The organism is Arthrobacter pascens, from assembly GCF_017052465.1.
Lineage (GTDB): Bacteria > Actinomycetota > Actinomycetes > Actinomycetales > Micrococcaceae > Arthrobacter > Arthrobacter pascens.
Map to the genome: position 1 here is coordinate 39,416 of NZ_JAFHKT010000150.1, position 26,383 is coordinate 65,798.

The following is a 26,383-nucleotide window of genomic DNA, read 5'->3' on the forward strand; positions in this document are numbered from 1 at the left end:
CGCATGGGGAACCCGAATTTTGACCGTCATCACCAGCGACAAGTCCGGCAACGCCGGCTACAGGCTCTTTCCTACGCCGCTCTAAGCCTGCTGGCCGTAGCGACAGCGACGGTCGTCTGGATGGCGCTGACACGATGACGCTGATCGAAGCCGCAGGCGCGTGAACGGCGGGTGCCGGACAGGAAGATTGTGCGCGACAGCAATCTTGACTGGATCTTGATTGATTGAGATGTCGGTTCTTGAGGATGGACCTGCATTGTTGGCGTACTGGCAGGGGGAAAGCCAGCAGCCAGCGGGTCGCGAAAACGGCGATCCCATTCTCAAGAAATGGAAGTTCGTCATCATGGGTCTCAACCTCAACACCACTACCGGCAAGGTCCTCGCTTCGCTGGCCCTGGTCGGGTCGGCCGCTGGCGTCGCAGGCCTCGGCACCTACGGCGCTTTTACGTCCAGCACGTCCGCCAACACAACCGTTGCTTCCGGCACCGTAAACATCGCCCTTGGGGCAGCCGACAGCGCGGCCAACCGCCTCAGCGTCGCCGCCAGCGGCCTTGTCCCGGGTGACACCGTGCAGCGCGCGGTGACGTTGTCCAACGCCGCCGGCAACCAGGCGCTCGCCGGCATCACCCTGACCTCCTCGGCTACCACGTCCTCAGTGCTGGACACCGACGCCACCAACGGTCTCCAGCTGGCCATCCACAACTGCTCCGTCCCCTGGACTGAGGCCGGCACCGCACCCGCCTACACCTACACTTGCACCGGCGACACCACCGTGGTCCTCGCGTCCCGTGCCGTCACCGGCACCGATGTGACCCTGGCCAACCTCAGGTCCACGGCGGCCGGCGCGACCGATTACCTGCGGACCACTCTGACGCTCCCCCCCACAGCGGGCGACACCTTCCAGACGAAGAGCAGCACCATCTCGCTGGCCTTCACCGGTACCCAGCGTTCGGGCACCAACAAGTAGGCAGTCCGCGCCGCCACCGGCACCTCCCCGCTGACCAGCACACCAGTCGGCGGGGAGGACAAAACCCCGAACGGAGACCACAGTGACCGCATCACTGCTTCACAACAGCCCGCGGGTCACCGAAGCGGGGACAGAACCTTCCGTGCCGGCCCCGGCCCAGTGGCGCAAGGCGGCCCGGATCCTCGGCCGGATTCTGTCCACCGCCGGGATCGTGACGGCGATTGCGGCCTTCCTGTTCCTGGCCGTCGGGCCGCGCCTCTTCGGGTACCAGACCAGCACGATGCTGACCGGCTCCATGTCCCCGCTGATCAATCCAGGGGACGTGGTGGTCTCCGTCGCAAGGCCAGCAGCGGAGCTTAAGCCAGGGGATGTCATCACCTATGGAATCCCCGTTGAGGACCACCGCGTCGAAACCCACCGGATCATCGACGTCGACCGCGGCGCGGACGGCACTGTCACCGTCCGCACCCAGGGGGACGCCAACCCGGCGGCCGACCCGTGGACTGCGACGCTGCAGGACGACACTGTCGCCGTGCACACCGTCACCATTCCTTACCTGGGAACGGCTATCCGCACACTGCGCGACCCTCTCGTCCAGGGGGCGCTGACGTACGGGGCACCGGCGCTGCTGGTGGGCGTGCTGCTGACCTCGATCTGGAGGAAGCCGACGGCGGCCCGGCAGGCGGCTTCGTAGCGACGTACCGCCGCAGCCAGGGAACAAGCCACATACGACCACAAGACCGACAGGAAGCCACACACCGTGCGCAGAAGCCAAAGCAACCCAGGCGTGACGGTAACGCCCGGGTTTCGTCGGGCAGCTGTAGTCATGCTGACGGCCGGTCTTCTGATGTCGGCTCCGGGCATCGCCCAGGCCGTGTTCACCAGCCGGGTGGTCGGAGAGGTGGCAGCCTCGACATTAAGCTTGGCCGCGCCGGTGGGCGCCGACGTCACCGCCAGCTGCACCAGCACGCCGCGCAGACTCAGCGTCGTTGTCAACAATTTTGGCACCGTCCCTCGCGCTACGTCCTTGGAGCTCACCGTGACGGATCCAACGAATGTCGTGGTCCACACCGGTGGTGCGGCATACACGCGCAACGGCGCCGCTAAGGGCACCTGGAAGATCCAGATCAAGGGCCTTTACACCGTGAATGCCACCAATATTTGGAGAGGCCTTCCCTACGAAAGGCTCGTCGAATGTCTGTAGAAGCCCCTGGAAACTCCTGGAGCGACGGATGTCACACCCGCCGGTAGACTGGTCCCGGACGCGGCGGGGGGCCGCGCCTCAATCATGTCCGAGCCTTTAGGGCAGGACGTACGCCGCACAGGATGGTCTCAATGCCTCACCAGCGCCACTCTTTCTTCCGTGGATCCCTGACCTTGGCCGGCGTTGCCGCGCTGGTGGCCGCGGTGCTGATCGCGCCGCCGGCCTCGGCGGCTCCGGATGAGCCGGCACCGTTTCCTGCCGCGCCGAAGACAGCCCCCGCCGCACTAACCCCGGCCCGCGGCGCCGTCCCGACCGACCAGTTCATCGTCAAGTACAAGGACGGGGCCGCAGCAGCCCCCGCGGACCGGGCGAGGGCGTTCGGCCCCGCCGCCGCGAAGCTCGGAATCCAAGTCAAGGAGATCCGGTCCACAGCGGGCGGCGCGCGCGTGCTCCGCGCCGGCAAGAAGCTGGCCGCCGCGGAAGCAGAGACGCTCCTTGCCTCGCTTCGGGCGGATCCCGCCGTCGCCTATGCCGAGCCGGACACCATCATGCAGGCCAAGGCCGCCTTGCCGAATGATCCGGGCATGCCCTACCAGTGGAACCTGTTCCAGGAACCCGCAGGTGTCCGTGCAGCCGGGGCCTGGGACGTCACCCGCGGCGAGGGCGAAGTGGTGGCCGTGGTAGACACCGGCATCACCAGTCACCCCGACCTGGAAGCGAACGTGCTGCCGGGCTATGACATGATTTCCGTCGCCTCCGAAGCCCGCGACGGTAACGGCCGGGACCCCGACCCCACCGACGAAGGGGACTACGGCCCAACGGAACTGTGCCCCGGCTCGCCGTCGTGGCCGTCGTCGTGGCACGGCACCCACGTGGCGGGCATCATCGCCGCCGTCACTGACAATGCCGAAGGCATCGCGGGAGTAGCACCGCACGCCAAGGTCCTGCCTGTGCGGGCCCTGGGCCCGTGCGGCGGTTACGTTTCGGACATCACGGACGCCGTGCTCTGGGCTGCCGGCGCCCCGGTTGCCGGCGTCGAGGAGATCAACCCCAATCCGGCCCGCGTGATCAACCTGAGCCTGGGCGGCGTGGAAGCCTGCTCGCAGACGTTCCAGTCAGTCATCAACACCGCGAACAGCCACGGCGCCGCCGTCGTCGTGGCCGCCGGTAACGAGAGCCAGCCGGCGGAAGCCTCCAGCCCCGCCAACTGCCAGAACGTCATCAGCGTTGCCGCCGGCAGCCGCACCGGCTCGCTCGCGCCCTATTCCAACTACGGTGACGCCGTGGATCTCACCGCACCCGGGGGAGACCTGACCATGACGTCGGAGGACGGCATCGTCTCCACGTCAAACTTCGGATCAACCACGGCCACTATGGCGGACTACTACGCGGCCCAGGGAACGTCCTCCGCTGCTCCGCATGTTGCCGGTGCAGCTGCGCTGCTGATGGCCAAGCTCGGACCGAATGCAGCTCCCGCCGCCGTCGAGGAACGGCTCAAAGCCACTGCGCGGCCCATGCCCGCCGGCTGCCTGCTCGGCTGCGGTGCCGGCCTGGTGGATGCCGCCGCCGCGGTCCTGCCGGACCGCACTCACATCACCCTGATCGTTGCCGCCGGAGACCTGAACTCGGACCGGAAGGCAGATGTCCTGGCGCGGGACTCCGGCGGAACCCTGTGGGTGTACCCGGGCAACGGGCGCGGCGCCTGGCTGCCGCGCATCCGCGTGGGCGGCGGCTGGAACGGGATGACCGCCGTCGTCGGAACCGGCGACATGAACAGCGACGGCCGGCCCGACGTGCTGGCCCGTGACTCCGGCGGAACATCGTGGCTGTACCCCGGCAACGGGCGCAGCGGCTGGTTGCCGCGCATCCGCGTGGGCGGCGGCTGGAACAGCATGACGGCCATGGTGGGACCGGGCGACATGAACGGCGACGGCAAATCCGACCTGCTGGCGCGGGACACCGGCGGGGCGCTCTGGCTGTACCCGGGCAACGGGCACGCAGGGTGGCTGCCGCGCGTCGCCGCCGGCAGCGGCTGGAACGTAATGACCGCCTTCGTCGGCGCCGGCGACATGAACGGCGACCGCCGCGCCGACCTGATGGCGCGCGACACCGCCGGCACCCTGTGGCTGTACCCCGGAAACGGGCAAGGTGGCTCGACGACCAGAGTGCGGATGGGCAGCGGCTGGAACTACATGTCCGCCATGGCCGGACGCGGCGACTTCAACGGCGACGTCCGCAACGACCTCCTGGCCGTTGATACGGCCGGCGTGCTCTGGCTGTACCCCGGCAACGGCGCCTCCGGCGTGACGGGACGGATCCGGCTGGGCGGTGGCTGGAACTAGGGGCTTTCTCCTCGAGGGGAACGCCCGGCGTCACCCAAGAACCGCATTCAGCGGTACATACTTCAGGTTGGAGGTGGTGCCTCCGGTGTTGGTTTCGTCGTGGACCACGAGGAGACCCTGTTCGAACTGAGGTCCGGCATTGAGGGCGGTGACATCAATTCCGTCAGTTCCGGTCACGGCGTCGATTGTCCCGTTGGAGCCGACCCGGAACTTCTTGATGAACGGGTTGCTGCCGGCACGGTCATACACCGCTATTGTTGAATCCCCTTGGCTGGAGACGAACAGCTTCCCGGAACCGTTCTCGCCATAGGCGATGCTCATGCCCTCGATATCGGCCACTAGACGTCCGCCGCCGGCAGTATCCACAGAGACGCGGCCCGCACCCGCGCCGGGTTCGGCCCCGTACTTCCAGACTGCTACGTCCTCCTGGCCAACATAGAGGTGTCCAAGCTCGTCGTCAGCGACACAGCTCTCTGTGATGCTGCTTATCGAGAGCGTTCGGACCAGGGTCGCGTCGACCTTACCGGAGCCGTCGTCAATCAATTCAAACTGCTGGATTGAGCCCGCCCCGTTGGGCGTCACGAAGGCATAAAACTTGCCGCTGATCCTGCTGTGGTACAGGCAGGATCCTAGGTTGGGAGCGAACGTTGCGATGCTGCGTGCAGCAACGGGTGAAAGGGTTCTGCTCGCAGGATCCAACGAATACAGGACGAGGGTATTGTTTGTCCGGTTGTTTGCCCCGACCAGCACCATCGATTGTCCTGATGAAGAGAAGCCGGACCTGGTGTCGACGTTGCCGATCATCCCGTCCTGCCGGAACTGGATCAGCTTGCCGTCCATGCCGAACACTCCGATGCCGCCGCCGGAGGTCGCCTTGTTGTCAGCAATCACCACGCTATTGGCAGGATTTGCTGGATCGACCCAAATGGCAGAGTCATCTGAGATGTCGCCCGAGCCGGAAAAGCCGACGTTCTCAACTGCCGGCTGCACGGTCGAAATGGGCGGCGGCGGGGCTGGATCGTAGGTAATGACGAGTTGGGGCCGCTGCGAGGCCTCGCGGGAAGCCAGGCTGCCCTGCGACGCGGAAGTGGTGTTGAGCCCGAAACTGACGCTGCCGGAAGGCGCGACGGCACTCGTTGGCAAAGTTGCACTCACATATTGGCTCGAACGCAACACTCCCGTCCGGGCAAGTTCCGCCGTTTGCCAGGCTGGCTGGTTAGCGGAAGTCACGGTCGTTTCTTCCCAGGCATTGCTGGCGGGGTGGACTATCAGGCTCGCGTTCACCGAGGTCCTCGAATAGATCCTGAAACTGACATTGGTGATGCTGCTGCCCGCTGGCAGCGAAACATCGAACCTTAGCAATACACGGTAGGTGTTCTGTGACACCGCCAAGGAAGTCGCCCGGCCAAAGTTGCTGTTTGGCGAGGCGGTGGAAACATAGGTGTCCGCCACCGCGTTGAGGGTGACTGTCGTAGGGGCGGCGACGGCCGGCTTGGGCACGTCGCTGAGCAAAGCAAAAGCGCCTAGTGTCGCTAAGGCGAGCAAGGGCGCAAGGAAAAGGCGGAAATGACTGAGCATGGCGCATTCCTGAGGGGCCTTATGTGGTGAAGGCCCTCGTTGAAGGTGAATCGGCCGTCCCAGCCATAGCCGTCTCGGAGCCGCCGATCAGCAGACGTTGAGCGATCGGTGCCGCAGCGCGTAAAAACGACGCCAGTTGAATTTCTGAAAAATATCGAACAGGCACTCACAATGGGGCCTGATTCGGATTATGTGGGCGCAGAGTGGCAGTGTCAACCAGTTAAAACTAGGGCGTCTCGAGCAGGCGTCCCAGGCCGTCCAGGATGAGGTCCAGCCCGAAGTCGAATTCGTCACCGAAGTCATAGCCCGGCTTGAGGACGTGCTCGGTGGCGATCTCCACCATGTGCGGGTACTGCCCGGTGGAGAACAGCTGCACGATCGGCGCCGTGACCTCGGCGGCGGTGTCCCGGCCCTTGAACGGCAGGGCGGCTTCCTGCAGCGCGAATCCGTAGATGTAGCTGTCCAGCAGTGCGTACGCGTGCGCCGTCATCTGCACGGAGAAACCCGCGGCACGCAGCGTGGCCAGGGTCGCCTCGTGGTGGTGCAGCGTTGCAGGGCCGGGGGAGGTCCGGGATTCCAGCAGACCCACGGCCCAGGGGTGGCGCTGCAGCGCACTCCGCACGTCATGTGCCCGGCGGCGCATCTCACCGAGCCAGTCGCCCTCCGCTGATGGAAGACCGATTTCGCTGAAGACAAGGTCCACGATGCCGTCGAGGATCTCCTCCTTGTTGGCGACGTAGTGGTACAGCGACATGGCCTTCGTTCCCATGCTTTGCGCCAGCGAGCGGATGGTCAGCGCGGCAAGTCCCGACTCGTCCGCCAGTTCCACTGCGCAACGGAGCACCCTTTCGCGGCTGAGGGAAACGCGCTTCGGCGCACGCTCCTGCGCTGGTGTCGACATTGGTCCTCCCGGGCTCTAGCTCTTTCGTACACTGTACGCTAATCTTTTTCGTACAGCGTACGAAAAAGTTCGCCCTACTCGAAAAGGAAACGGTCATGGATTCTGACGGCCAGCGCGTCACAGAGGCACCCTTGATGGACGATGCTCAGTCCGGCGACGGGTCAATGCGGGCCATCGTGCAGGACGCCTACGGCTCGGCCGACGTCCTGCGTTTGGCGCGGATCCCGAAGCCCGAGCCGAAGGCCAACGAAGTGCTTGTCCGCGTGCACGCCGCCGGAATGGACCGCGGCACCTGGCACCGGACCACGGGGAAGCCGTACCTGCTCCGCCTCGTGTTCGGCCTCCGCAAACCCAAGAATCCGGTTCCCGGCCTGGATGTGGCCGGGACCGTCGCGGCAGTGGGATCCGCCGTCACCCGGTTCCGTCCCGGCGACGAGGTGTTCGGCTTCGGCCGTGGTTCGTACGCGCAGTACACCGTGGCGCTGGAGGACAAGCTCGCCCACAAGCCCGGAAACCTCTCCTTCGAGCAGGCAGCGGTGGTTCCGGTGTCCGCCAGCACCGCCCTGCAGGGGCTCCGCGCCGGCGGGATCACGGCCGGGCAGAAGGTGCTGATCCTGGGTGCCTCCGGCGGCGTCGGGAGCTATGCGGTGCAGCTCGCCAAGGCCTCCGGGCTGGAGGTCACGGGCGCGTGCAGCACGTCGAAGATGGATCTGGTGCGCGCCCTCGGCGCCGACCGCGTCATCGACTACACCCGGGAGGACTTCGCTGACGGCACGCGGAAGTACGACGTCATCCTGGATCTCGCCGGAAATCCCACGCTTAAGCGCCTGCGCCGCGCACTCACGCCCTCCGGCACGGCCGTCATTGCAGGAGGGGAGGAGGGCGGCCCCTGGACCGGCGGCATCGGCCGGCAGTTCCGGGCGCTGGCCCTGTCCCTGTTCATCCGCCAGCGGCTGACCATGCTCGCCGCCCGCGAGGGCAGCGAGGACCTTGAGTACCTGTCCGGACTTCTCGACGCCGGAACCCTCACCCCGGCCATCGACTGCACCTACCCGCTGCACCAGGTTCCGGACGCCATGCGCTACTTCGACGCCGGCAATGCCCGCGGAAAGATCGCCGTCAGCCTCTGAGCCGGATCGGGCGTGGTTCATGCTTCGAGAGCTCTTTGGCCGAGGGAAATCTGGAGTGTTGACGCGGCGCTGGATGCATGCCAACGTTTCGTCATGTCCACAGGAACTGTGCGCATCGCTGCAATTCAGGCCACCCCGGTAATCCTCGATGCGGAGGCCTCGGTGTCAAAGGCGCTCCATCTCCTGGGCGAGGCAGCAGGCCAGGGCGTGAAACTCGCGGTGTTCCCTGAAACGTTTATCCCCCTGTACCCGTCAGGGGCCTGGGCCTACCAAGCGGCCCGGTTCGACGGATTCGATGAGATGTGGATCCGTCTCTGGGACAACTCTGTCGACGTCCCCGGCCCCCACATCGACCGTTTCATCAAGGCATGTGCCGAGCATGGCATCTACTGCGTGCTTGGAGTGAACGAACGGGAATCCGCCAGGCCGGGAAGTCTCTACAACACCATGCTCTTGCTGGGTCCTGAGGGTTTGCTCTGGAAACATCGCAAGTTGATGCCCACGATGCACGAACGCCTGTTCCACGGCGTCGGTCACGGACAGGACCTGAATGTCACCGAGACTCCAGTGGGGAGGGTTGGCGGCCTCATCTGTTGGGAGAATCGCATGCCTCTCGCCCGATATGAGATGTATCGTCAGGGCGTGCAGATCTGGGCGGCCCCGACGGCCGATGACTCTGACGGCTGGATCTCGACTATGAGTCACATCGCGATCGAATCCGGTGCGTTCGTGGTCTCGGCCCCTCAATATATCCCCCGCTCTGCGTTTCCCGATGACTTCCCGGTGCAGTTGCCAGACGATGGCAGGGCGCTCGGACGAGGTGGAGCGGCGGTCTTCGAGCCACTCAACGGCAGCGCCATAGCAGGTCCTCTCTATGATCAGGAAGGGATTGTTGCCGCTGACGTCGACCTGGGCCGCTCCATGACCGCGAAGCGAATTTTCGACGTTGTGGGGCACTACAGCCGTGAAGATGTCCTCTACCCACCGGCCCCGAGCAACCACGCTTCGGAAGGCCCAGCATTTTCGCCGCGGACTCGACCGCGCCTTGGGAACTAGCGCCGCGACGCGCGGTATTGCGACGGCGCTCGACCCACCCGCCCAATCCGACGCCGGTACCGAACAGGCTGGTCCCACAAGCGCCTTTGCGGTGCGGTTTTCTGCGGAACAGGAAACAGCGTAGACACCTCGAACTCACCATCCCGAAACGCTGCAGAAAACTTCATGGTGCAGGCTGGCCTTGTTGAAGCGGTTTCGTGAAAGGAGCCCGGTGATGGGTGAGAATGGGGACCCCCAGGTGTGGTCATTGGCGGAGCTTGCAGCAGGGGACGAGATCGAGGCATGGCACCGCGGGCGCCTCGCCTACCGGGGAAGGGTGGTCAGCACGTTGGCGGACATCGACCTGTTCTGGATCATCGATGCCCGGACCGGCGCTCGCAGGCTGCTGGACCTTGAGCAGCTCAGCGTCCGGCGGATGCCGGCCGTTAGGCCTGCCGCCGCCGTCGGGACGCCCGCCGTCGGGAACCCCGGTCCTGACGTCGCCCGGAAACCGGCGTCCGCCGTGCCGGATCCAGCCATGCTGGACCGGACGGTGCCGGACCCGGCGGTGCTGAATTCGGCGGTGCCCAAGCAGCCCGCGCCGAAGCCGGGATCTGGCGCGTGGCGGCAGGTCACCTTCGTCGAGGCGGGGTGACCGTCAGGGGAGGTTGCTGAAGAATTCGGCCTGGGCCTTGCTGCCCTGGACGATGATCTGGTCCTCCTCGTACAGCACGGTCTGGGCGGTGGTGTGCCCCCACGTGCCGCCGGGGCGCTTGACCGCCACAATCGTGATGCCGTACTTGTCCCGCATGTGCAGCACGCCGAGGGGGCGGTCCTGCGCTTCCGCGGGAGGGCTGGTGCGGATCATCACGAAGTCGTCCTCGAACTCCACGTAGTCGAGAAGGGAGCCGCGGACCAGGTGTGCCACGCGCTTGCCCATGTCGTGCTCCGGGCGGATCACGTGGTTCACGCCGAGCTGCTCCAGGATCTCGGCATGGGGATCGCTGATGGCCTTGGCCCAGATCTGCGGTTTGTGGAACGTGAGGAGGCGCGAGGTGGTCAGGATGCTCGCCTCGATGTCGCTGCCGATGCCCACCACGGCCCGGTCGAACTCGTGCACGGAGAGCTGGCGCAGCACGTCCTCCCTGGTGGAGTCCGCCCGCACCACATGGGTGAGCCGCCCGTTGTAGGACTGCACGATTTCTTCGCTGGCGTCGATGCCGAGCACCTCGGTGCCCTGGGCCTCGAGTTCCAGCGCGAGGGCGCCGCCGAAGCGGCCCAGGCCGATGACGACGACGGAGTCCGCCAGCGCGGGCCGGTATCCGTTGCGCGAGAAGATGTTCTTAGCCAATGAGGGGCCTTTCCTTCGGGTAGTCATAAAGAACCGGGCGCTCCCGCAGTGCCAGTGCTGCGCCCAGGGTCGCCGGGCCGAGGCGTCCGACGAACATCAGCAGGACCAGGACCAGCTGCCCGGCCGGCGGCAAAGCTGCGGTGATCCCGGTGGAGAGTCCCGTCGTCGCAAAGGCCGACACCACCTCAAACAGGATCCGTTCCTGGCCGAAGTCCGTGATGAGCATCAGGAAAACGGTGGAGCCGACCACCAGGGCGATGGACAGCAGCACCACGGTGATGGCCTGGCGCTGCACAGCGCGGGGCAGCTGCTTGCCGAAAATGTTCACGCCGGCTCCGCCCCGCAGTTCGGTGAGGAGGATGAAGAACAGCACGCCGAAGGTGGTGATTTTCAGGCCGCCGGCGGTGCCTGCGGGGCCGCCGCCGATGAACATCAGGATGTCCATGCCGAGCCAGGACACCGGATGCATCTGTCCGATGTCGATGCTGTTGAAGCCGGCCGTGCGGGCGGTGACCGACTGGAAGAAGCCGGCCAGGACGCGTTCGCCGGGCCTGAGTCCTCCCAGCGTGGCCGGGTTGGACCATTCGACGGCGGTCAGGAAGCCGGCGCCTCCCACCAGGAGCGCGGCGGTACCGAGCAGGACCAGCTTGGTGTTCATGCTCCAGTGGATGGGCCGGCGGTACTGCCGGTGCAGTTCGAACAGCACCGGAAAACCCAAGCCGCCGATGATCGCGGCCGCGGCGATGGGCAGGCAGACCCAAGGGTCGCCCGCGAATCCCATCAGACTGTCCGAATGCAGGGCGAAGCCGGCGTTATTGAAGGCGGACACCGAGTGGAAGATGCCGTGCCAGAGGGCGCGGTCGGGGGAGTAGCCGTAGCCGGCGACGTACCGCGCCGCCAGCAACCCGGCAAGGATCACCTCCACGGTGAGGCTGATGGCAAGGACGCCCATGATGACCTGGCGGACGGCACCCAGGCCGGTCGCCTGCGATTCGGCGGCCGCCGCGAGCCGGGAGCGGAGGCCCAGCCTGCGGGCCAGGAGTACGCCCAGCAGGGTGCCGAAGGACATGATCCCAAACCCGCCGATCTGGATCAGGGCCAGGATCACCACCTTCCCGAAGCCGCTCCAGTACACCGGCGTGTCAACGGTGACGAGCCCCGCGACGCAGACCGACGACGTCGACGTGAACAGGGCATCGACGAACGGCGCAGACCCGGGACCGTTCCGGGAGACGGGCAGCATCAGCAGCCCGGTGCCCACGGCGATCACGGCCGCGAAACCGAGGACGATGATCTGGGCCGGGTGCTGCGGTGCGAAGACGTTGAGAATGCGGGGGAAGACTTTCGAGCCCTTCCCCCGGCGCCTGCGCCCGACCACTCCGCGGGCGTTCCCGGCCCTACCAGCGTTCCCGGCTTCGCGGGAGGCGGCGGGCCGGGCGTTGCGGCCGGGAACGTCCTGCATACGCGTCACGCTACCACCGGTGAATCCCAACGCCCCCGCACTTTTCGCTACCTTTTTCCTGACCCTCCCGCAGTTCCTGCCGCCTCTTGCCGGACGCTCCCTCAGTTGCTGCCGCCTCTTGCCGGATGCTCCCTCAGTTCCTGCCGCCGGTTCCCGGACGCTCCCGCAGTTCCTGCCGTTCACGGGCGCGCCACCGCGCGGTGGGGAGACGTTTACTGCCGACAGGCACTGTGGTGGGGCGCGCCGTCGTGCCTTCTCCTATCCGGGAGCACCGGGACGGCGTCCCCAACCCGCACTGAAGGAGAACCCTGTGCTGTTCAAAAGCACCGTCACCGCACTCATTGCCCTCACGGCCCTGACCGGAGCCGCCGCACCCTCATCGGCAACCTCGGCGCCGGAATCTGTCCTCGGGGAACCTCACGCGGCGGCCCACGCGCATAATGACTACGAGCACGACCGCCCGCTGCTCGACGCCCTGGAGCACGGCTTCACCAGCGTGGAGGCCGACGTCTGGCTGGTGGACGGCGAGCTCCGTGTGGCCCACGACCTGCTGGACACACGTGCCGGCGTCACCCTCGAAAGCCTCTACCTGGATCCGCTGGACGAACTGGTCCGCCAGCAAGGCCACAGCGTCTACCCTGGGTGGGATGGCAGCCTGCAGTTGCTGATCGACATCAAGAGTGAAGGCGAGGCCACCTACGCGGCCATCGAGAAGGAGCTGGCGGAACACCCCCGGCTCATGACCCGGTTCGCCAATGGCAAGGTCACGGAAGGTCCGGTCACCGCCGTCATCAGCGGGAACCGTCCGTTGGCCACGATGCAGGCGGCAGAGAAGCGCTTCGGGTTCTACGACGGCCGCTCCGCGGACCTCGCCTCGGGCGCGACCGCCGGGCTCATGCCGCTGGTCAGCGACAACTGGACCAAGCTGTTCGCCTGGCAGGGTGTGGGTCCGATGCCGGAGACCGAGCGGGCCAAGCTCCGGGCTTACGTCGAGACGGCACATTCAAAGGGCTACCGGGTGCGCTTCTGGGCAACCCCGGACCAGGCAGGACCCGCGCGGGACGCCGTCTGGACCGAGCTGCACAACGCCGGAGTGGACCACATCAACACCGACGATCTCGCCGCACTGGAAGCGTTCCTTGGGGCTCGCAGCCAATAAGGCCACTGGTACTGCAAGCCGAACCGGCGATATGCTGCCGATACACCCCTCCAGCCCTGCCTTGATACGGCTGAACTTCGAAAAGCGGCAAGATATTGCCTAATGTGCTCTTTTCGGGGATCCTTGGGAGGAGACGGGCCAGTATCGGCAGGATATTGCCGGAAGGAGATTCGTGGACGACTTCGCCTCGCTAGGTGCCGGCATCCGGAGTGCCCGAAAAGACGCGGGACTATCCCAGGAAGATCTGGCGCACTTGGCCGGAACCTCCCAGCGCACTATCCGGGCGATTGAAACGGGCACCGGCAACCCGTCACTGAAAGCAGTGGTGGCGGCAGCGAACGTCCTGGGACTGCACGTGGCGGTGCGCTGATGCCCGATGACCTGCAGCAGCTCAAGTTCATCAAGGCAGCGGATGTGTACAAGGACGGTCTCCTGGCCGGGCACCTGACGCGCACGGACAGGGGAGGTGTGGCCTTTCAGTACACGCCAGAGTATCTGGCAGGCGGCTACGCTCCGGTGGCGTTTTCCCTGCCCTTGTCCGGGACCGCCGTCGAGACGCCTGCCGGTGCGGTGCCCGCCTTTTTCGCGGGGCTGCTCCCGGAAGGCCACCGGCTGACTGTGCTGAAGAACGCCATCAAGACGAGCTTCAGCGATGAAATGACGTTGCTGCTGGCGGTCGGCTCGGACGTTCCGGGCGACGTCCAAGTGGTTCCCGCAGGCCAACTCCCGGAGGAGACTCCTGCACTGACCGACCCCTCCCAGCCCGGTGAGCTGGACTTTTCCGCACTGGCCAACGCCGTCGACCAGCACAGCCTTCCCGGCGTGCAGACAAAAGCCAGCGCCTCGATGATGACCACGCCCCTCACCATGCGGGGACGCCGGTACTTGCTGAAGCTTGATCCGCCGGAGCATCCGCACCTGGTGGAGAACGAAGCCGTCCACCTTGGCGCGGCCAAGGCGCTGAAGATTCCGGTGGCGGCAAGCTCTGTCATTACGGACAGGAACGGCCTGCCCGGTCTGCTCGTGGAGCGATTCGATCGTGCCCAGGCCCCGGACGGCACCTGGCTGCGCCTGCCGCTGGAAGACGGAACCCAGGTTCTGGGCCTGCCGCCGGCCTCCAAGTATGCAATCAATTCGTAAGAAGTGGTCCTGGCCCTGGCGGGACACTGCAAGGCACCGCTCGTGGCCGTGCGCAATCTCTATCTGCAGTTCCTCTTCGCCTGGCTCACCGGCAACGGCGACCTCCACGCGAAGAATGTTGCCGTCCTTGGTGGCCGCGGCAAGGTTTTTTCAGCCGCCCCGATCTACGACGTCCCGTGCACCCTTTTGTACGGGGACGACACGATGGCGCTGCCCCTCGCCGGAAAGACCAAGAACCTCCGGTCACGGCACTGGGCCGAGTTCGCGGACAGCATCGGCCTGCCCGTTCGCGCCGCCGCGTCGGCCAACTCGATCGCCCTGGCGGCAGCCGCCGGCATTGACCTCGATGTCCTCCCCTTCGGCGGCTCCGTCCTGCGCGGCAGCCAGCGTGAACTGCGGTTCAGAAGAGCTGAACTGGCCGGTTAGTCCGGCGGGATGTGCGGGAGGGTTCGGGTTAGGACGGCGGGATGTGCGGGAGGGTTGGGTTTGGGTGGCGGGAGGTGCGGGAGGGTGTGGTTTTGGGCGGCGGGATGTGAGGGAGGGTTGGGGTTTCGTGGTCAGCGGGGCGCCGGGGAGGCCGTGACCACCACGTTCTTGCCCCAGGGATCCTCGGTGTAGCAGCTGATCAGGACAATCCTGTTGGGCACCACGTTCCAGATATCGCTGTCCTTGAGCGTGTTTTTGCTGTGCGTGGTCACCGAATCCACAGTGTAATCGAGCGTCCCCTTGGCCGTGGTTACGGTGACGGCCTTGCCCACGAGGGACTCGTCGCTGAGCCGGTTGAACGGCGCATCCTTGCCGTCCCAGCTGTGCCCGGCGATGTACGTCGTGTTCGTTGAGTCGGCGCCCGGGATTCCGTAGGCCGTGAGCCAGTAGGCGTCCAGTGTCAGCGGCGGGACGAGGGACTGCGCGGACAGTTCGTCCGTGCTGGGTGTCAGCGGAAGGACCCTGACGTCGATGCCCGCCGCTTTGATGGAGAGCCCGGTTGGCGCCGCAGCGGCCGGTGCGGCGGGGCGCGCCGTCTGGCCGGCAGCGGCGCGAGGGGTGGGGGCGGCCGTCGCGCTCGGGGACGCTGCAACGCCGGAAGGCACGACGCCGGAGCTGCCGCCGGCAGTGGGCGGGAACAGGAACAGGGCAGCCGCCAGCCCCGCGGCGGCCACTGCGGGCACGGCAAGCCAGCGCCTGCCAACACGGCGGCGGGCGGCCGGGCGTATTTCCGTTCTCGACTCCACTAGTTGCGGCTGCGCTCCAAGCGGCGCATCCTCAGCGCCACGGCGGCCGGCACGGCAATGCCGGCTGCGAGCAGGCCAGCCAGCAGGGCCAGGCCTGGGTGGACGCCCGGTTCGGCAGCCGCGGCCGTCTGGATGTTCAGGCCCCTGTTCGTGGCCACCGCCGCAGTCTTGGCGGTACCGGCGCCGGCGGGAGGTGCGCCGACCGGGTTGGCGACTTCCGGCGTCGTGCTTTCAGAAGCGTTGACCGGAGCGGCGACCGGGGGAGTGACAACCGGGGTCCCCACCGGGTCAACGCCGATGGCATCCGGATTGCAGGCGGCCAGGAAGGCCTGGAAGAGGCCCAGCAGATTCTCGGCCGAGGCTTCGTCGAGGGAGACGGCAGCCAGTGCATCTTCGACAGCTTCGACGGCGAGGTCGAGCGCTCCCTGGGCCTCCAGGATGTCCGGGGTGCTGATGGCCGCGGTGTACGCCTCCTCGAGGTCCCGTACTGCTAGCTCGGCAGCCTCTTCCGCGGCCTCCGCTGCGTCGTGGGCATCTTTGGCGGCCTCGATCGCCGCCGCATCACCGGAAGCCTCGGCCTGGTCCTTCGCCGCGTCTGCTGCCACCGCGGCGGCGCGTGCGGTTTCAAGGTCAGCCATGGCGTCCTCCAGGGCGGCCCTGGGACCGGCGCCGGCTGCACTAACGAGCGCAACATACGTTGCTTCGGCGGCTGCTGCGGCTTCGGAGGCCGCCTCAATGTCGGCAACGCTGGTCTCGGTGATCCCTGCGGCCCCGAGGGCCGCCTCGAACTGGACCGACGCCTGAAGGCAGGCGGCGTCACCCGGGGCCGCAGTGGCCATCGGCGCAGCGATCAGAAGCCCCCCGGCAAAGACTGCTGCTGACGACCCGGCGGCGACCCATTTTGATACAGAGGTCATAGGTTATGCGTCTCCTGAAACGAAGCGGCCGCAGGGACCGCCCCCACGGAGTTCAGCGCGCGGTAGAACGGGCCCCTTGTGGTTTCCTCCGTGGGACCGGACTGTCCAAGCAGGTGAGACGCTCATACTGCTGATCGTCCGGTGCAAGGCGGCGAGACCCCAGAGTTATCTGGATACCGCCCGAAAGATCGCTGTGAGCTAAAAGTACAGAGCAAACGGACCGGTGGCAATCACCGCGCCCGGGCGTTTCCGGCGGGCGAAGCTACGGCAACGTGTCCGGGGCGGGCTGGGGTGCGCGGACCACTTCGAACGCCAGCGGGTCCACGAGTCTTCGGGTGCCGGTGCGGAAGTCGAGGATCCAAAACATGCCCAGGACGGGCACTGTCTCGGTGACCTTCCCGGTGTAGTACAGGAGGCCGTTGTAGCGGGCCTCGATGACGTCGCCGGCAGCGAGGTCGCGGCAGCTGGTGATCCGTGGCGCAGGTGATTCCTTCAAGGCGGGCTCCGTCCCCCGTGGCGCTCCAGGCGCCGCGACCCATGTGCAGGCAGGCGTTTGGTGCACCAGCCGGCGCCTGCGCCGGCCGGTGCATCGCCAAACGACGCACTTTCAGGATGGGGCCCGCATGTTGCGCCGACGTTTCGGACGCATCATTTCGCGATGACCTACTTTCCCGTACGCCCCGTTCGTGTACACATCCCCCGCATGCACCACGGACGCCTCAGCTGATCTTGCGGCGGTAAATGGCGTTCGCGAAGGCGTAGGCGACGGCGAGAACGCCGACGAGCCACGCGAGGGCGACCCAGATGTCACTGCCGACGGGTTCCTGGGCGAACAGGGCCCGGATGGTGTTCACGATGGAGGTCACGGGCTGGTGCTCGGCGAACCATGCGACCGGGCCGGGCATCGAGTCGGTGGGCGCGAACGCCGAGCTGATGAACGGCAGGAAGATCAGCGGGTAGCTGAACGCGCTCGCGCCGTCAACAGTCTTCGCCGATAGCCCGGCGATCACGGCGATCCAGGTCAGCGCGAGGGTGAACAGGACCAGGATGCCGGCGACGGCGAGCCAGGCGGCCCCGGATGCTCCGGTGCGGAACCCCATGATCAGCGCGACGCCGATGACCAGTGCGACCGAGACCAGGTTCGCCGCCAGGGAGGTGAGCACATGCGCCCAGAGCACACTCGACGTCGCGATCGGCATGGACTGGAAGCGTTCGAAGATGCCGCCCTGCATGTCGAGGAACAGCCGGTACGCGGTGTACGCGACGCCGGACGCGATCGTGATGAGCAGGATGCCGGGGAGCATGTAGTTGACGTACGACTCGCCGGAACCGGTATTGATCGCGCCGCCGAACACGTACACGAACAGCAGCATCAGCGCGATCGGGGTGACCGCCGTGGTGATGATCGTGTCGGGGCTGCGGAGGATGTGGCGCAGCGAGCGGCCGGTCAGGACGCCGGTGTCGCCGAGGACGTGCGTGGTCATCGGGCTTCCTTTCGTGCCGGGACGGCACGGTCGGTGCGGCCGTCGTCGGCGGTGCGGCGGCCGTCGTCGTCGGTCCCGCCGGTGTCACTGACGTCGGTGTCACCCACGAGGGCGAGGAAGACGTCCTCGAGGGAGGGCTGCTTCTCGACGTATTCGACCTTGGCGGGCGGGAGGAGCCGCTTGAGTTCGCTGAGGGTCCCGTTCTGGATGATCGTGCCCTTGTGCAGGATCGCGATGCGGTCGGCAAGCTGTTCGGCCTCGTCGAGGTACTGCGTCGTGAGCAGCACGGTCGTGCCCTGGCCGGCGAGGTCCTTGACCGTCTGCCACACCTCGATGCGCGCCTGCGGGTCGAGTCCCGTCGTCGGTTCATCGAGGAAGATGATCGGCGGGTTCCCGATCAGGCTCATCGCGATGTCGAGCCGGCGTCGCATGCCTCCCGAGTACGTCGACGCCTTGCGGTTCCCTGCTTCGGTGAGCGAGAAGCGGGCCAGCAGGTCGTCGGCGATCGCACCCGGGTTCTCAAGGTGGCGCAACCTGGCGACCAGCACGAGGTTCTCCCGCCCGGTGAGCACTTCATCGACGGCGGCGAACTGGCCGGTCAGGCTGATCGACTCGCGCACGTCGCCGGGCTCAGCGGCGACGTCGAAGCCGTGAACCGTCGCGGTGCCGGCGTCGGCCTTCAGCAGCGTCGACAGGATCCGCACCAGCGTGGTCTTGCCGGCACCGTTCGAGCCGAGCAGCGCGAAGATGCTTCCCGCCCTCACGTCGAAGTCGACGCCTCGCAGCACGTGCAGGTCCTTGAACGACTTCTCGATGCCCTGGACGCGGATGGCCGCTTCGGTGGTCATCGCAGCTCCTCCCGCTTCGCATTCTCGATCGCCTTCACCAGCCGTGCGCGCTCCTTATCGATCCACCGCGTACCGCCATAGGCCTGGGTGAACGTCTCGGCGAACTCCACCGGGTCGTCGCCGACGATCGCGCTCACAGGCGTTCCGTCGACGGCGGCGCGCTCCCAGAGGTCGGCGAAGTCGCCGAACATCCTGACGAGGGTTTCGCCGTCGGTGACGCCGCCGTAATACATGAAGTACCGCTCGAACGCCTTCGCGGCGGTGCCGTAGGGCTCGGGGAGGGCCTCGATGCGGGCCTTGTACTGCTTGTACTGCTTCTTCTGCTCGAGCGACCCGGTGAGGGCTTCGATCCACTTTGCCGCCATGATTACGTTCCTTCTTCCTGCGGGTTTTCGATGTGGTGGTGGAGCTTTTCGATCCGTTCTGCGAGGAAGGTCCAGGTCCTCCAGAACTCTTCGAGGTACTCGCCGCCCAGTGCGTTCAGCGTGTAGACCTTGCGCGGCGGCCCCTTCTCTGACGGGACCTTTGCCACGTCCACGAGGCCGCGCTGCTCGATCCTGACCAGCAGCGCATAGACGGTGCCCTCAACGATGTCGGAGAAGCCCTGATCGCGCAGCCGGGCCGTGATCTCGTAGCCGTATGCCGGCTGCACGGCCAGGATCGCGAGGACGATCCCCTCGAGCGTGCCCTTGAGCATCTCGGTCATCTGCTTGCCCATGGAACCCTCCCTCAACTACTTAGTGTTGCTGACTACCACTAGATAGTATCACTGAATAGCGAGGGTACAAGGGGTTCACGCCCGGCCGTGATTGCATGTGCTCGGACTTCGTCAGCCGACGTGGACCCAGGGCCGCTTGGTGACGTCGGGGACGGCCTCGCGCAACACTTCCCTGGTGACGGGAGCGATCTCGCCTTCGCCGAGGAAAAGGAACTTCAGGAGGTTGGTGACAGGGTTCCCTTCGGTCCAGCGGAAGTAGATGTGGGGCATCAGTCCGATGACGTCCCTGATGTGCAGCAGGACGGAGGCGATGGTGTTCGGGACGACCGGGCCGTGGACTTCGAGGATCCGGTAGCCGTGGCGGGTCACGCCACGGACGTGAAGTTCCGTTTCGAAGTCCGAGGAGTCATCGACGATGACTTCCAGGAACAGGGCCTCGTGTGCGAGGGGGAGGTGGCTGACCTCGATCGCTGAGGCGAGTTTGTCGCGATAGGCGTCTGCAGACGTTCGGAGCGGTTCGTGGGCGATGATCGCGATGGGTCCTTCGAGGGTATCGGACATGAATTCCAGTGCCTGCTGGTCCAGGTGGACGTGGGTGGCGTGCAGTTCGAAGGACCGGAGCACGCGGGAGAGCAGGGAGATCACGATGATGCCCAGGATGAAAACTCCGGCGATCCTGATGCCCTCGGGGCGCTCGAATATATTGGCGATCGTGGTGTAAATGAAAACCAGCGAGATCGCGCCGAAGCCCACTGTGGCTTTGCGCTGTTTACGGCGCCGGGCCGAGAGGGTGACCGCGACGGCGGCGGAGGTCATGAGCACCAGCACACCGGTGGCGTAGGCGCCGCCCTGGGCATCGACGTCGGCGTCGAAAAGGTAGGTGATGAGGAAGCCGACCAGCGTGAACACCAGCACCAGGGGGCGGACGGCCTTGGCCCACCCCGGAGCCATGCCATAACGGGGAAGGTATCGGGGGACCAGGTTCAGCAGTCCTGCCATTGCAGAGGCTCCGGCGAACCATAGGATGGCGATTGTGCTGATGTCGTAGACGCTGCCGAAGCCGATGCCGAGGTATTCGTGGGCGAGGTAGGCCAGGGCCCTGCCGTTCGCCTGTCCGCCGGGCTGGAATTCCTGCGCCGGGATGAGGACGACGGTGATAAAGCTGGACGTGATGAGGAATCCGCTCATGATCACCGCGGCGCTGGTCAGCATGCGCCGGGTTCCGCGGATACGGCCTTCCGGCCTGTCTTCGGTGTCGTTGTCATCTCCCCGGACCTGGGGCATGACGGCGACGCCGGTTTCGAAACCCGACAGGCCGAGGGCGAGTTTAGGAAAGACGATCAGCGCGACGGCCACCGCCATAAGCGGGTTCCCGTGGGAAGTCCATAGGGTGGTCCACCAGTCGCCGACGGCAACCGGGTGGCTGAAGACCTGGACGAGCGCCACCGCCACGACCACCGCGTTGAGGCCCAGGTAGATCACCACGAGGGTGACGGCGACACCGATCGCCTCCCTGAAGCCGCGCAGGAACACTGCTGCCAGCATTGCCAGCAGGAAGAGGGTGACCGGGACATGCTGGCCCTCCAGCCAGCCGGAGGCGACGGGGTTCTGGATGACGTGCGCGGTGGCGTCGGCGGCCGAGAGGGTCATGGTGATCATGAAGTCGGTCGCGGCGAAGCCGAGCAGGACCAGCACGAAGAGCTTGCCGCCCCAGCTCGGCAGCAGGCGCTCCAGCATGGCGATGGACCCTTCCCCGCGGGGGCTTTCCCGGGCAACGCGCCTGTACACCGGCAGGGCACCCAGCAGGGTCACCGCCACCAGCACCAGCGTGGCCAGCGGCGAGATGACGCCAGCGGCCAAGGCAGCGATGGCCGGCTGGTAGCCCAGGGTGGAGAAGTAGTCGACACCGGTGAGGCACATGACCTGCCACCAGGGATGCTTCTTCTCATTGGCGGCGGTCAGCCCGCCGGGGCCGGGGTGCGTGCCTTTGCTGTCCTGCAGCCCGAACAGCAGCCAGTCTTTCATGGCTGCTGTGCCGTGCGGCCGGGGAGCGGAGGGGTCTGCCGGGGGCCGGCTCAACGTCGTCATGGTTTCCTTTCCGCGGTGCGCAGCGCACTGCGATCACTGCCGAAGCTAACACCGGCGAAACGGGCTGAACCCCGAAAAGGGAATTTATTGACGAATCCTTTACGCGCCCGGCGGCGGCGCTTTTGGCGCGCGTTCGCTGCCGGAGTCAGGGTTCGAAGCGGTACCCCATCCCGGCCTCGGTGAGCAGGTGCCTGGGCCGGGCGGGGTCTGCCTCGAGCTTGCGGCGCAGCTGCCCCATGTAGACGCGCAGGTAGTGAGTTTCGTTGTCGTACCCGGGCCCCCAGATTTTCGCCAGCATTTGCTGCTGGGTGATGAGCCGCCCCGGGTTCCGCATCAACAGCAGCAGGATGGCCCATTCCCGAGGGGTAAGCCGGACGGCGGCCCCGTCGCGGGTTATCTTGCGATTAGTCAGGTCCGCTTCGAAGTCGCCGACGTCGATGGTTGGCCCCTGTTCGCCACCGTCGGACGCGCCGAGGCGGCGCTCGGCGACTCGGAGCCGGGCAAGGAGCTCGTCGAGTCCGAACGGTTTCGTGACATAGTCATCGGCTCCCGCGTCCAAAGCCCGCACCTTCTCGACGGACCCGTGGCGGGCGGAGAGCACAATGATCGGTGTGCCACTGGTGCGTCGGATCCTGGTGATGACGTCCACGCCATTGATGTCCGGTAGCCCGAGGTCCAGAACAATGACATCAGGATGGGCGGTCTCCGCGTGTGCCAGGGCCGTGGCTCCGTCGAGGGCGGTCAGTACCCGGTAACCCTCGGCGTGAAGGTTGACTTGCAGCGCGCGCAGGAGCTGGGGTTCATCATCGACGATCAGGACGGTTCTCATGAGGAGCTGCTGTCTGTTTGACGGCTGGGCAGGCCGACTGCGGGCCCGGCGGAAAGCGGCAGCCGTATCACCAGGGTCAGTCCTCCTCCGGGCGTCGGCTCGGCCATCAGCTGTCCGCCCATCGCTTCCGTGAAGCCTTTCGCGACGGCAAGGCCGAGGCCGATGCCGAGCCCTTCGGGGGCGTCGTCGAGCCGCTGGAAGGGCCGGAACATCGAGACAACGTCCTCTGCGGAGACGCCCTGGCCATGATCCGTGATGCGCAGTTCCCCGCAGGGCCGGCCGTCGATCGTGGCCACCGCGGCCGCGCTGGACGGGCCGATGATGACAATGTCCGAGCCCGGAGCGTACTTCAGGGCGTTTTCCACGATGTTGGCGATCACCCGTTCCAGCATGCCAAGGTCGGCGTCGACGGCGGGCATGTTGGGGGCCAGCTCGATGCGGATGCCGGCGGGCGGCAGCCCGCGCAGCGCCACTTCGATGGCGTCTCGCCAGGTGACGGGCGCGGTGAGCGGGGCGGCGGACCCGCTGGAAATGCGTGACATGTCCAGGAGGTTCGCGATCAACGCATCGAGCCGGTCGGAATAGGACTCGATGGTGTCGAGCATTTCGGTCTGGACCTCTGCGGGCAGCCGGCGTTTCTGGCGCTGCAGCGCCGTGACAGCAAGCTTGATTCCGGCCAGCGGTGTGCGCAGGTCATGGCTTACCGCACGCAGGATGGACGTTCGGATGCTGTTGCCTTCGGCCAGCTTCGCAGTGCTTCTCAGCTTGTGGTGGAGGGCGTGACGCTGCCGGAGCAGGAGAAGATGGGCGCCGTGCGCTGCAAGCAGCCGCCGGTCGCCCGCCGTCAGGGTCCTGCCGGACACCACCAGCGCGGTTCCGGCGTCGGCAAGTTCGACGGCGTCAGAACCTGGCGCGGCTGAGTCCGGGGGCGGGGGCGGCGCGTCGCCCGAAAAGGACTGGAGTGTCCAGCCGCCGTCCTTTTCTGCGGGCCTGGTGAACAGGCCGGCGGCCCGGGCTTGGAAGGTTTCCCGGACCTTGTGAAGAAACGCGTCGACTGAGTCATCAGCGATCAGCGCGTCACGTGCCAGATCAGCCAGTGTCGCGGCCTCGGCCCGGGCCCGGGCCGCCTCCCTGGCCCGCCTGGCCGAGAAGCCCACCACCAGCGAGACCGCAACCGCCGAGCCCAGGAAGACCAGCAGGGCGAACACATTCTGCGGGTCGCTGATGGTGAATGTCCCGACGGGGTCGGTCTCGAAGTAGTTCAACAGCAGAGAATCCAAAATGGCAGCCAGCACCGCCGGCCAGAGGCCTCCGATGAAGGCCACAGCCATGACCCCGGAAAGATGGACGAGCACGTGGGTTGCGAAGTTCAGCTCCGGGGCAAGCGACATCAACGCGGTGGTCAGGGCCGGGACGAGCACGGCCAGGATGAAACCCACGGTCGTCCTGGCCCGGCCCAGTGCCGCCGAAGGCGCATTGGGAAGTCCCTGTGCGCCCAGGGGATGGGACACCATGTGGACATCTATGTCTCCGGAGTCCCGGACCACCTTGGAACCGACGCCGCTGCCCAGAAGACGGCTCGGGAGACGGCTGCGGGAGACGCCCACCACTATCTGGGTCGCATTCACGCTGCGCGCAAACTCCAACAGGGAAGCCGCGGCGTCGTCACCGGCTACTGTGTGGTAACTGCCGCCCAGATCGGTGACGAGCCGGCGCTGGGCCTCCAGATCCTGGGCGGATTCCGCCGGCTGCCCGTCAGCGTGGCGCACGTGAACAGCGAGAAGGTCCCCGCCGTTGACCCTGGACAGGATCCTGGACGCCCTGCGAATGAGCACCTCGCCTTCCGGGCCGCCGCCCAGTCCAACGACGACGCGTTCGCGTGCCGGCCAGGTCGCGACGATGCCGTGGCTGGCACGATAGTCCGCCAGACCTTCGTCCACCCGGTCGGCGAGCCAAATCAGGGCGATCTCGCGCAGCGCGATGAGGTTGCCGAGCCGGAAATCGTTGGCCAGGGCAGCGTCGACCATCTCCGGTGGGTAGACGTGTCCGGCACGGAGCCGCTCGCGGAGGAGCTCCGGGGCGATGTCCACTAGTTCGATGTGGTCCGCCCGGCGCACGATCTCGTCTGCGACGGTTCCGCCGGGTGGCTCCCCGGTTATCGCGGACACGACGTCATCCAACGACGCGAGGTGCTCGACGCTGACGGTGGAGAGCACGTCAATGCCCGCACTCAGCAGCTCATCGATGTCCTGCCACCGGTGGTCATGCCGGCTTCCGGGGGAGTTAAGGTGAGCATATTCGTCGACAACGACAACGTCGGGGCGCCGGGCCACAACGGCGTCCACGTCCATCTCCGGGGTGTCACTGCCGGTGGCCCCGGTGCTGGGCGGGGTGATGGTTTCCAGCCCTGCCATGAGCGCGCGCGTTCTCAGCCGCCCATGGTCCTGGGCAATGCCGACGACGACATCCCTGCCGGCGGCCCGGAGCTGACGAGCTTCCTGCAGCATGGCAAACGTCTTGCCTACTCCGGGCGCCGCGCCCAGAAAGATGCGAAGAGTTCCCCTTGCCATGGTTTCAGTTCTTTCAGTTTGGACCGGGCTCAGCGGCTGTCATCCGATGATGGGCCGTTCCTCTGGGAGCTGGAACAGCCGCGGCCGGGATGACAGGGCGAGGGCCGAGGCGACGGTGATGGTGCCGATGCGGCCAATGAACATCAGGGCCATGAGGACCCACTGTGCGGAGGGCGGAATGTTGAAGGTGATGCCCGTGCTCATTCCGACGGTGGCGAAGGCTGAGATGGACTCGAAGAGGACCTTTTCGAGGCTGTAGTCAGTGAACATGAGCAGGAGTATGGTCCCGCTGATGACGGCGGCCACACCGAGCAGCGCCACGGACAGTGCCTGGCGCTGTGACGACGAGCTGATGGAGCGGTGGCCGATGGTGACGTGGTCACGGCCTCGGACTTCGTTCCAGATGGCAAAGCCCAGCACCAGGAACGTGGTGACCTTGATACCGCCCGCCGTTCCTGCGCTGCCGCCGCCGATGAACATCAGGACGTTGGTAACCATGAGGGTTTCGGGCGCCGCGGCCCCGTAGTCGATGCTGTTGAACCCCGCAGTGCGCGGGAAGACGCCGCCGGCGAGGGCACCCAGCAACTTGCCCTGGAAGGACATCGGTCCGAGGGTTTCGTCCCTGTTCCATTCGAACGCGCCGAAGAGCCCAATGCCGACAGCAAGCAGTAGCAGCGTGCCGTAGACGGTCAGGCGGAGGTGCACGCTCCAGTCCTTCACCCTGATCTCGCCGCGCATCAGCTGGATGATCACCGGGAACCCCAGACCTCCGGCGATAATCGCGGCGCAGATGGGAATGATGATCCACCCGTCGTCGGCAAGGCCGACCAGGTTGTCGCTGTAGAGGGAAAAGCCCGCATTATTGAACGCCGAGACCGCGTGGAATGTGCCGTGCCACAGCGCCGTGGCAGGGTTCTGGTCGTAGGCGATCCAGAAGCGGCCCGTCAGTACCGCTGCCGTGGCCGCTTCGAACATGAGCATGATCTTCGCGACGCGGAACAGCACGGACCGGACGTCGCCCAGGTTCAGCGTGTGGGTCTCCGACTGGGCGACCAGCTGGCCGCGCAGACCGATGCTCTTGCGTACCAGCAATGCAAGGAGCGTTGCCAGGGTCATGATCCCAAACCCTCCGGCCTGGATGAGGACGAGGATGACGGTCTGGCCAAACGGCGTCCAGAATGTGGCCGTGTCCACGGTGATGAGCCCGGTGACGCATACAGCCGACACGGACGTGAACAGGGCCGGCATCAGAACGTCTGCATCAGCTCCGGTGCGCGACACCGGCAGCATCAGCAGTCCGGCGCCGAGAATGATAACTGCCACGAATGCCAGCGGCACCGAGCGGACCGGATGGAGCAGCGCACGCCTGACCGCGCTCTCCGGCCGCCGGGCCTTCGGTACGCCGTTCCAGGGAATGCCTTTGAGATC

24 protein-coding genes and 1 pseudogene are annotated in these 26,383 nt (G+C 66.3%); 10 read left to right on the forward strand and 15 right to left on the reverse strand.

The annotated features are described in order from the left end of the window. Positions 1–229: 229 nt before the first annotated feature. The 4 genes from JYA52_RS17715 to JYA52_RS17730 all read left to right on the forward strand — a co-directional run bounded on the left by JYA52_RS17715 (position 230) and on the right by JYA52_RS17730 (position 4,513). Positions 230–967 (forward strand): TasA family protein, encoded by a 738-nt coding sequence (locus JYA52_RS17715; RefSeq protein WP_240460512.1) that lies wholly within the window; start codon positions 230–232, stop codon positions 965–967. Between the two features lie 82 nt (positions 968–1,049). Further along, positions 1,050–1,661, forward strand: a complete 612-nt coding sequence (locus tag JYA52_RS17720; protein WP_205654571.1) for a signal peptidase I — start codon at positions 1,050–1,052, stop codon at positions 1,659–1,661. Positions 1,662–1,754: 93 nt separating this feature from the next. Continuing rightward, positions 1,755–2,171, forward strand: coding sequence for a hypothetical protein (locus tag JYA52_RS17725; protein WP_205654572.1), 417 nt, complete (start codon positions 1,755–1,757; stop codon positions 2,169–2,171). Positions 2,172–2,302: 131 nt separating this feature from the next. Further along, positions 2,303–4,513, forward strand: a complete 2,211-nt coding sequence (locus tag JYA52_RS17730) for a S8 family serine peptidase (RefSeq protein WP_205654573.1) — start codon at positions 2,303–2,305, stop codon at positions 4,511–4,513. A 30-nt stretch (positions 4,514–4,543) separates the two neighbouring features. On the opposite strand, the gene JYA52_RS17735 is transcribed toward JYA52_RS17730, so the two are convergent. Next, complete coding sequence (locus JYA52_RS17735; RefSeq protein ID WP_205654574.1) at positions 4,544–6,091, reverse strand: phytase; 1,548 nt, start codon at positions 6,089–6,091, stop codon at positions 4,544–4,546. Positions 6,092–6,317: 226 nt separating this feature from the next. Continuing rightward, entirely contained in the window at positions 6,318–6,992 is a 675-nt protein-coding gene (locus JYA52_RS17740) for a TetR/AcrR family transcriptional regulator (RefSeq protein ID WP_205654575.1), read from the reverse strand. Positions 6,993–7,087: 95 nt separating this feature from the next. Between JYA52_RS17740 and JYA52_RS17745 the strand changes: the two genes are divergently transcribed. The 3 genes from JYA52_RS17745 (at position 7,088) to JYA52_RS17755 (ending at position 9,812) form a co-directional block, all read left to right on the forward strand. Continuing rightward, positions 7,088–8,122, forward strand: a complete 1,035-nt coding sequence (locus JYA52_RS17745) for an NAD(P)-dependent alcohol dehydrogenase (RefSeq protein ID WP_240460513.1) — start codon at positions 7,088–7,090, stop codon at positions 8,120–8,122. 108 nt (positions 8,123–8,230) lie between these two features. Next, a complete protein-coding gene (locus tag JYA52_RS17750) occupies positions 8,231–9,178 on the forward strand; it encodes a carbon-nitrogen hydrolase family protein (RefSeq protein WP_205654576.1) in 948 nt (315 codons plus the stop codon). Between the two features lie 214 nt (positions 9,179–9,392). Beyond that, positions 9,393–9,812 (forward strand): hypothetical protein, encoded by a 420-nt coding sequence (locus JYA52_RS17755; protein ID WP_205654577.1) that lies wholly within the window; start codon positions 9,393–9,395, stop codon positions 9,810–9,812. A gap of 3 nt (positions 9,813–9,815) precedes the next feature. Here the strand turns inward: JYA52_RS17755 and JYA52_RS17760 are convergent, their stop codons facing one another. Then, positions 9,816–10,508: a potassium channel family protein gene (locus tag JYA52_RS17760; protein WP_205654578.1), complete on the reverse strand. Its 693-nt coding sequence runs from the start codon at positions 10,506–10,508 to the stop codon at positions 9,816–9,818. Then, a complete protein-coding gene (locus JYA52_RS17765; protein ID WP_205654579.1) occupies positions 10,501–11,970 on the reverse strand; it encodes a TrkH family potassium uptake protein in 1,470 nt (489 codons plus the stop codon). Before JYA52_RS17765 ends, JYA52_RS17760 begins: the two co-directional genes overlap by 8 nt. A 310-nt stretch (positions 11,971–12,280) precedes the next feature. On the opposite strand from JYA52_RS17765, the gene JYA52_RS17770 reads away from it, so the two are divergent. The 3 genes and pseudogenes from JYA52_RS17770 (at position 12,281) to JYA52_RS17780 (ending at position 14,695) form a co-directional block, all read left to right on the forward strand. Continuing rightward, positions 12,281–13,129: a phosphatidylinositol-specific phospholipase C/glycerophosphodiester phosphodiesterase family protein gene (locus JYA52_RS17770; RefSeq protein ID WP_205654580.1), complete on the forward strand. Its 849-nt coding sequence runs from the start codon at positions 12,281–12,283 to the stop codon at positions 13,127–13,129. Between the two features lie 172 nt (positions 13,130–13,301). Next, on the forward strand, positions 13,302–13,499 hold the full coding sequence (locus JYA52_RS17775; RefSeq protein ID WP_205654581.1) for a helix-turn-helix transcriptional regulator: 198 nt from the start codon (positions 13,302–13,304) through the stop codon (positions 13,497–13,499). Continuing rightward, positions 13,499–14,695: pseudogene (locus JYA52_RS17780) on the forward strand (type II toxin-antitoxin system HipA family toxin). Before JYA52_RS17775 ends, JYA52_RS17780 begins: the two are co-directional and overlap by 1 nt. 131 nt (positions 14,696–14,826) lie before the next feature. Here the strand turns inward: JYA52_RS17780 and JYA52_RS17785 are convergent. The 11 genes from JYA52_RS17785 to JYA52_RS17835 all read right to left on the reverse strand — a co-directional run bounded on the left by JYA52_RS17785 (position 14,827) and on the right by JYA52_RS17835 (position 26,371). Then, positions 14,827–15,501 carry a class F sortase gene (locus JYA52_RS17785; RefSeq protein ID WP_205654582.1) on the reverse strand — a complete coding sequence of 225 codons (675 nt, stop codon included), beginning with the start codon at positions 15,499–15,501 and terminating at the stop codon, positions 14,827–14,829. Next, the gene (locus JYA52_RS17790; protein WP_205654583.1) at positions 15,501–16,418 is read right to left on the reverse strand and encodes a hypothetical protein; all 918 of its coding nucleotides are present in this window, start codon (positions 16,416–16,418) and stop codon (positions 15,501–15,503) included. The genes JYA52_RS17785 and JYA52_RS17790 overlap by 1 nt, the downstream gene beginning before the upstream one ends. A gap of 262 nt (positions 16,419–16,680) precedes the next feature. After that, positions 16,681–16,914, reverse strand: a complete 234-nt coding sequence (locus JYA52_RS17795; RefSeq protein ID WP_240460515.1) for a hypothetical protein — start codon at positions 16,912–16,914, stop codon at positions 16,681–16,683. A gap of 223 nt (positions 16,915–17,137) precedes the next feature. Then, entirely contained in the window at positions 17,138–17,902 is a 765-nt protein-coding gene (locus JYA52_RS17800; RefSeq protein ID WP_205654584.1) for an ABC transporter permease, read from the reverse strand. Next, the gene (locus tag JYA52_RS17805; RefSeq protein WP_205654585.1) at positions 17,899–18,750 is read right to left on the reverse strand and encodes an ABC transporter ATP-binding protein; all 852 of its coding nucleotides are present in this window, start codon (positions 18,748–18,750) and stop codon (positions 17,899–17,901) included. Before JYA52_RS17805 ends, JYA52_RS17800 begins: the two co-directional genes overlap by 4 nt. After that, complete coding sequence (locus tag JYA52_RS17810) at positions 18,747–19,115, reverse strand: DUF1048 domain-containing protein (RefSeq protein ID WP_205654586.1); 369 nt, start codon at positions 19,113–19,115, stop codon at positions 18,747–18,749. The genes JYA52_RS17805 and JYA52_RS17810 overlap by 4 nt, the downstream gene beginning before the upstream one ends. Positions 19,116–19,117: 2 nt before the next feature. Then, a complete protein-coding gene (locus JYA52_RS17815; RefSeq protein ID WP_205654587.1) occupies positions 19,118–19,468 on the reverse strand; it encodes a PadR family transcriptional regulator in 351 nt (116 codons plus the stop codon). A gap of 111 nt (positions 19,469–19,579) precedes the next feature. Further along, on the reverse strand, positions 19,580–21,556 hold the full coding sequence (locus JYA52_RS17820; RefSeq protein WP_205654588.1) for an APC family permease: 1,977 nt from the start codon (positions 21,554–21,556) through the stop codon (positions 19,580–19,582). A gap of 145 nt (positions 21,557–21,701) precedes the next feature. Continuing rightward, positions 21,702–22,385 carry a response regulator gene (locus JYA52_RS17825; protein ID WP_205654589.1) on the reverse strand — a complete coding sequence of 228 codons (684 nt, stop codon included), beginning with the start codon at positions 22,383–22,385 and terminating at the stop codon, positions 21,702–21,704. Further along, positions 22,382–24,955 carry a DUF4118 domain-containing protein gene (locus JYA52_RS17830; RefSeq protein WP_205654590.1) on the reverse strand — a complete coding sequence of 858 codons (2,574 nt, stop codon included), beginning with the start codon at positions 24,953–24,955 and terminating at the stop codon, positions 22,382–22,384. Before JYA52_RS17830 ends, JYA52_RS17825 begins: the two co-directional genes overlap by 4 nt. A gap of 39 nt (positions 24,956–24,994) precedes the next feature. Further along, entirely contained in the window at positions 24,995–26,371 is a 1,377-nt protein-coding gene (locus tag JYA52_RS17835) for a TrkH family potassium uptake protein (RefSeq protein WP_205654654.1), read from the reverse strand. Positions 26,372–26,383: the final 12 nt, after the last annotated feature.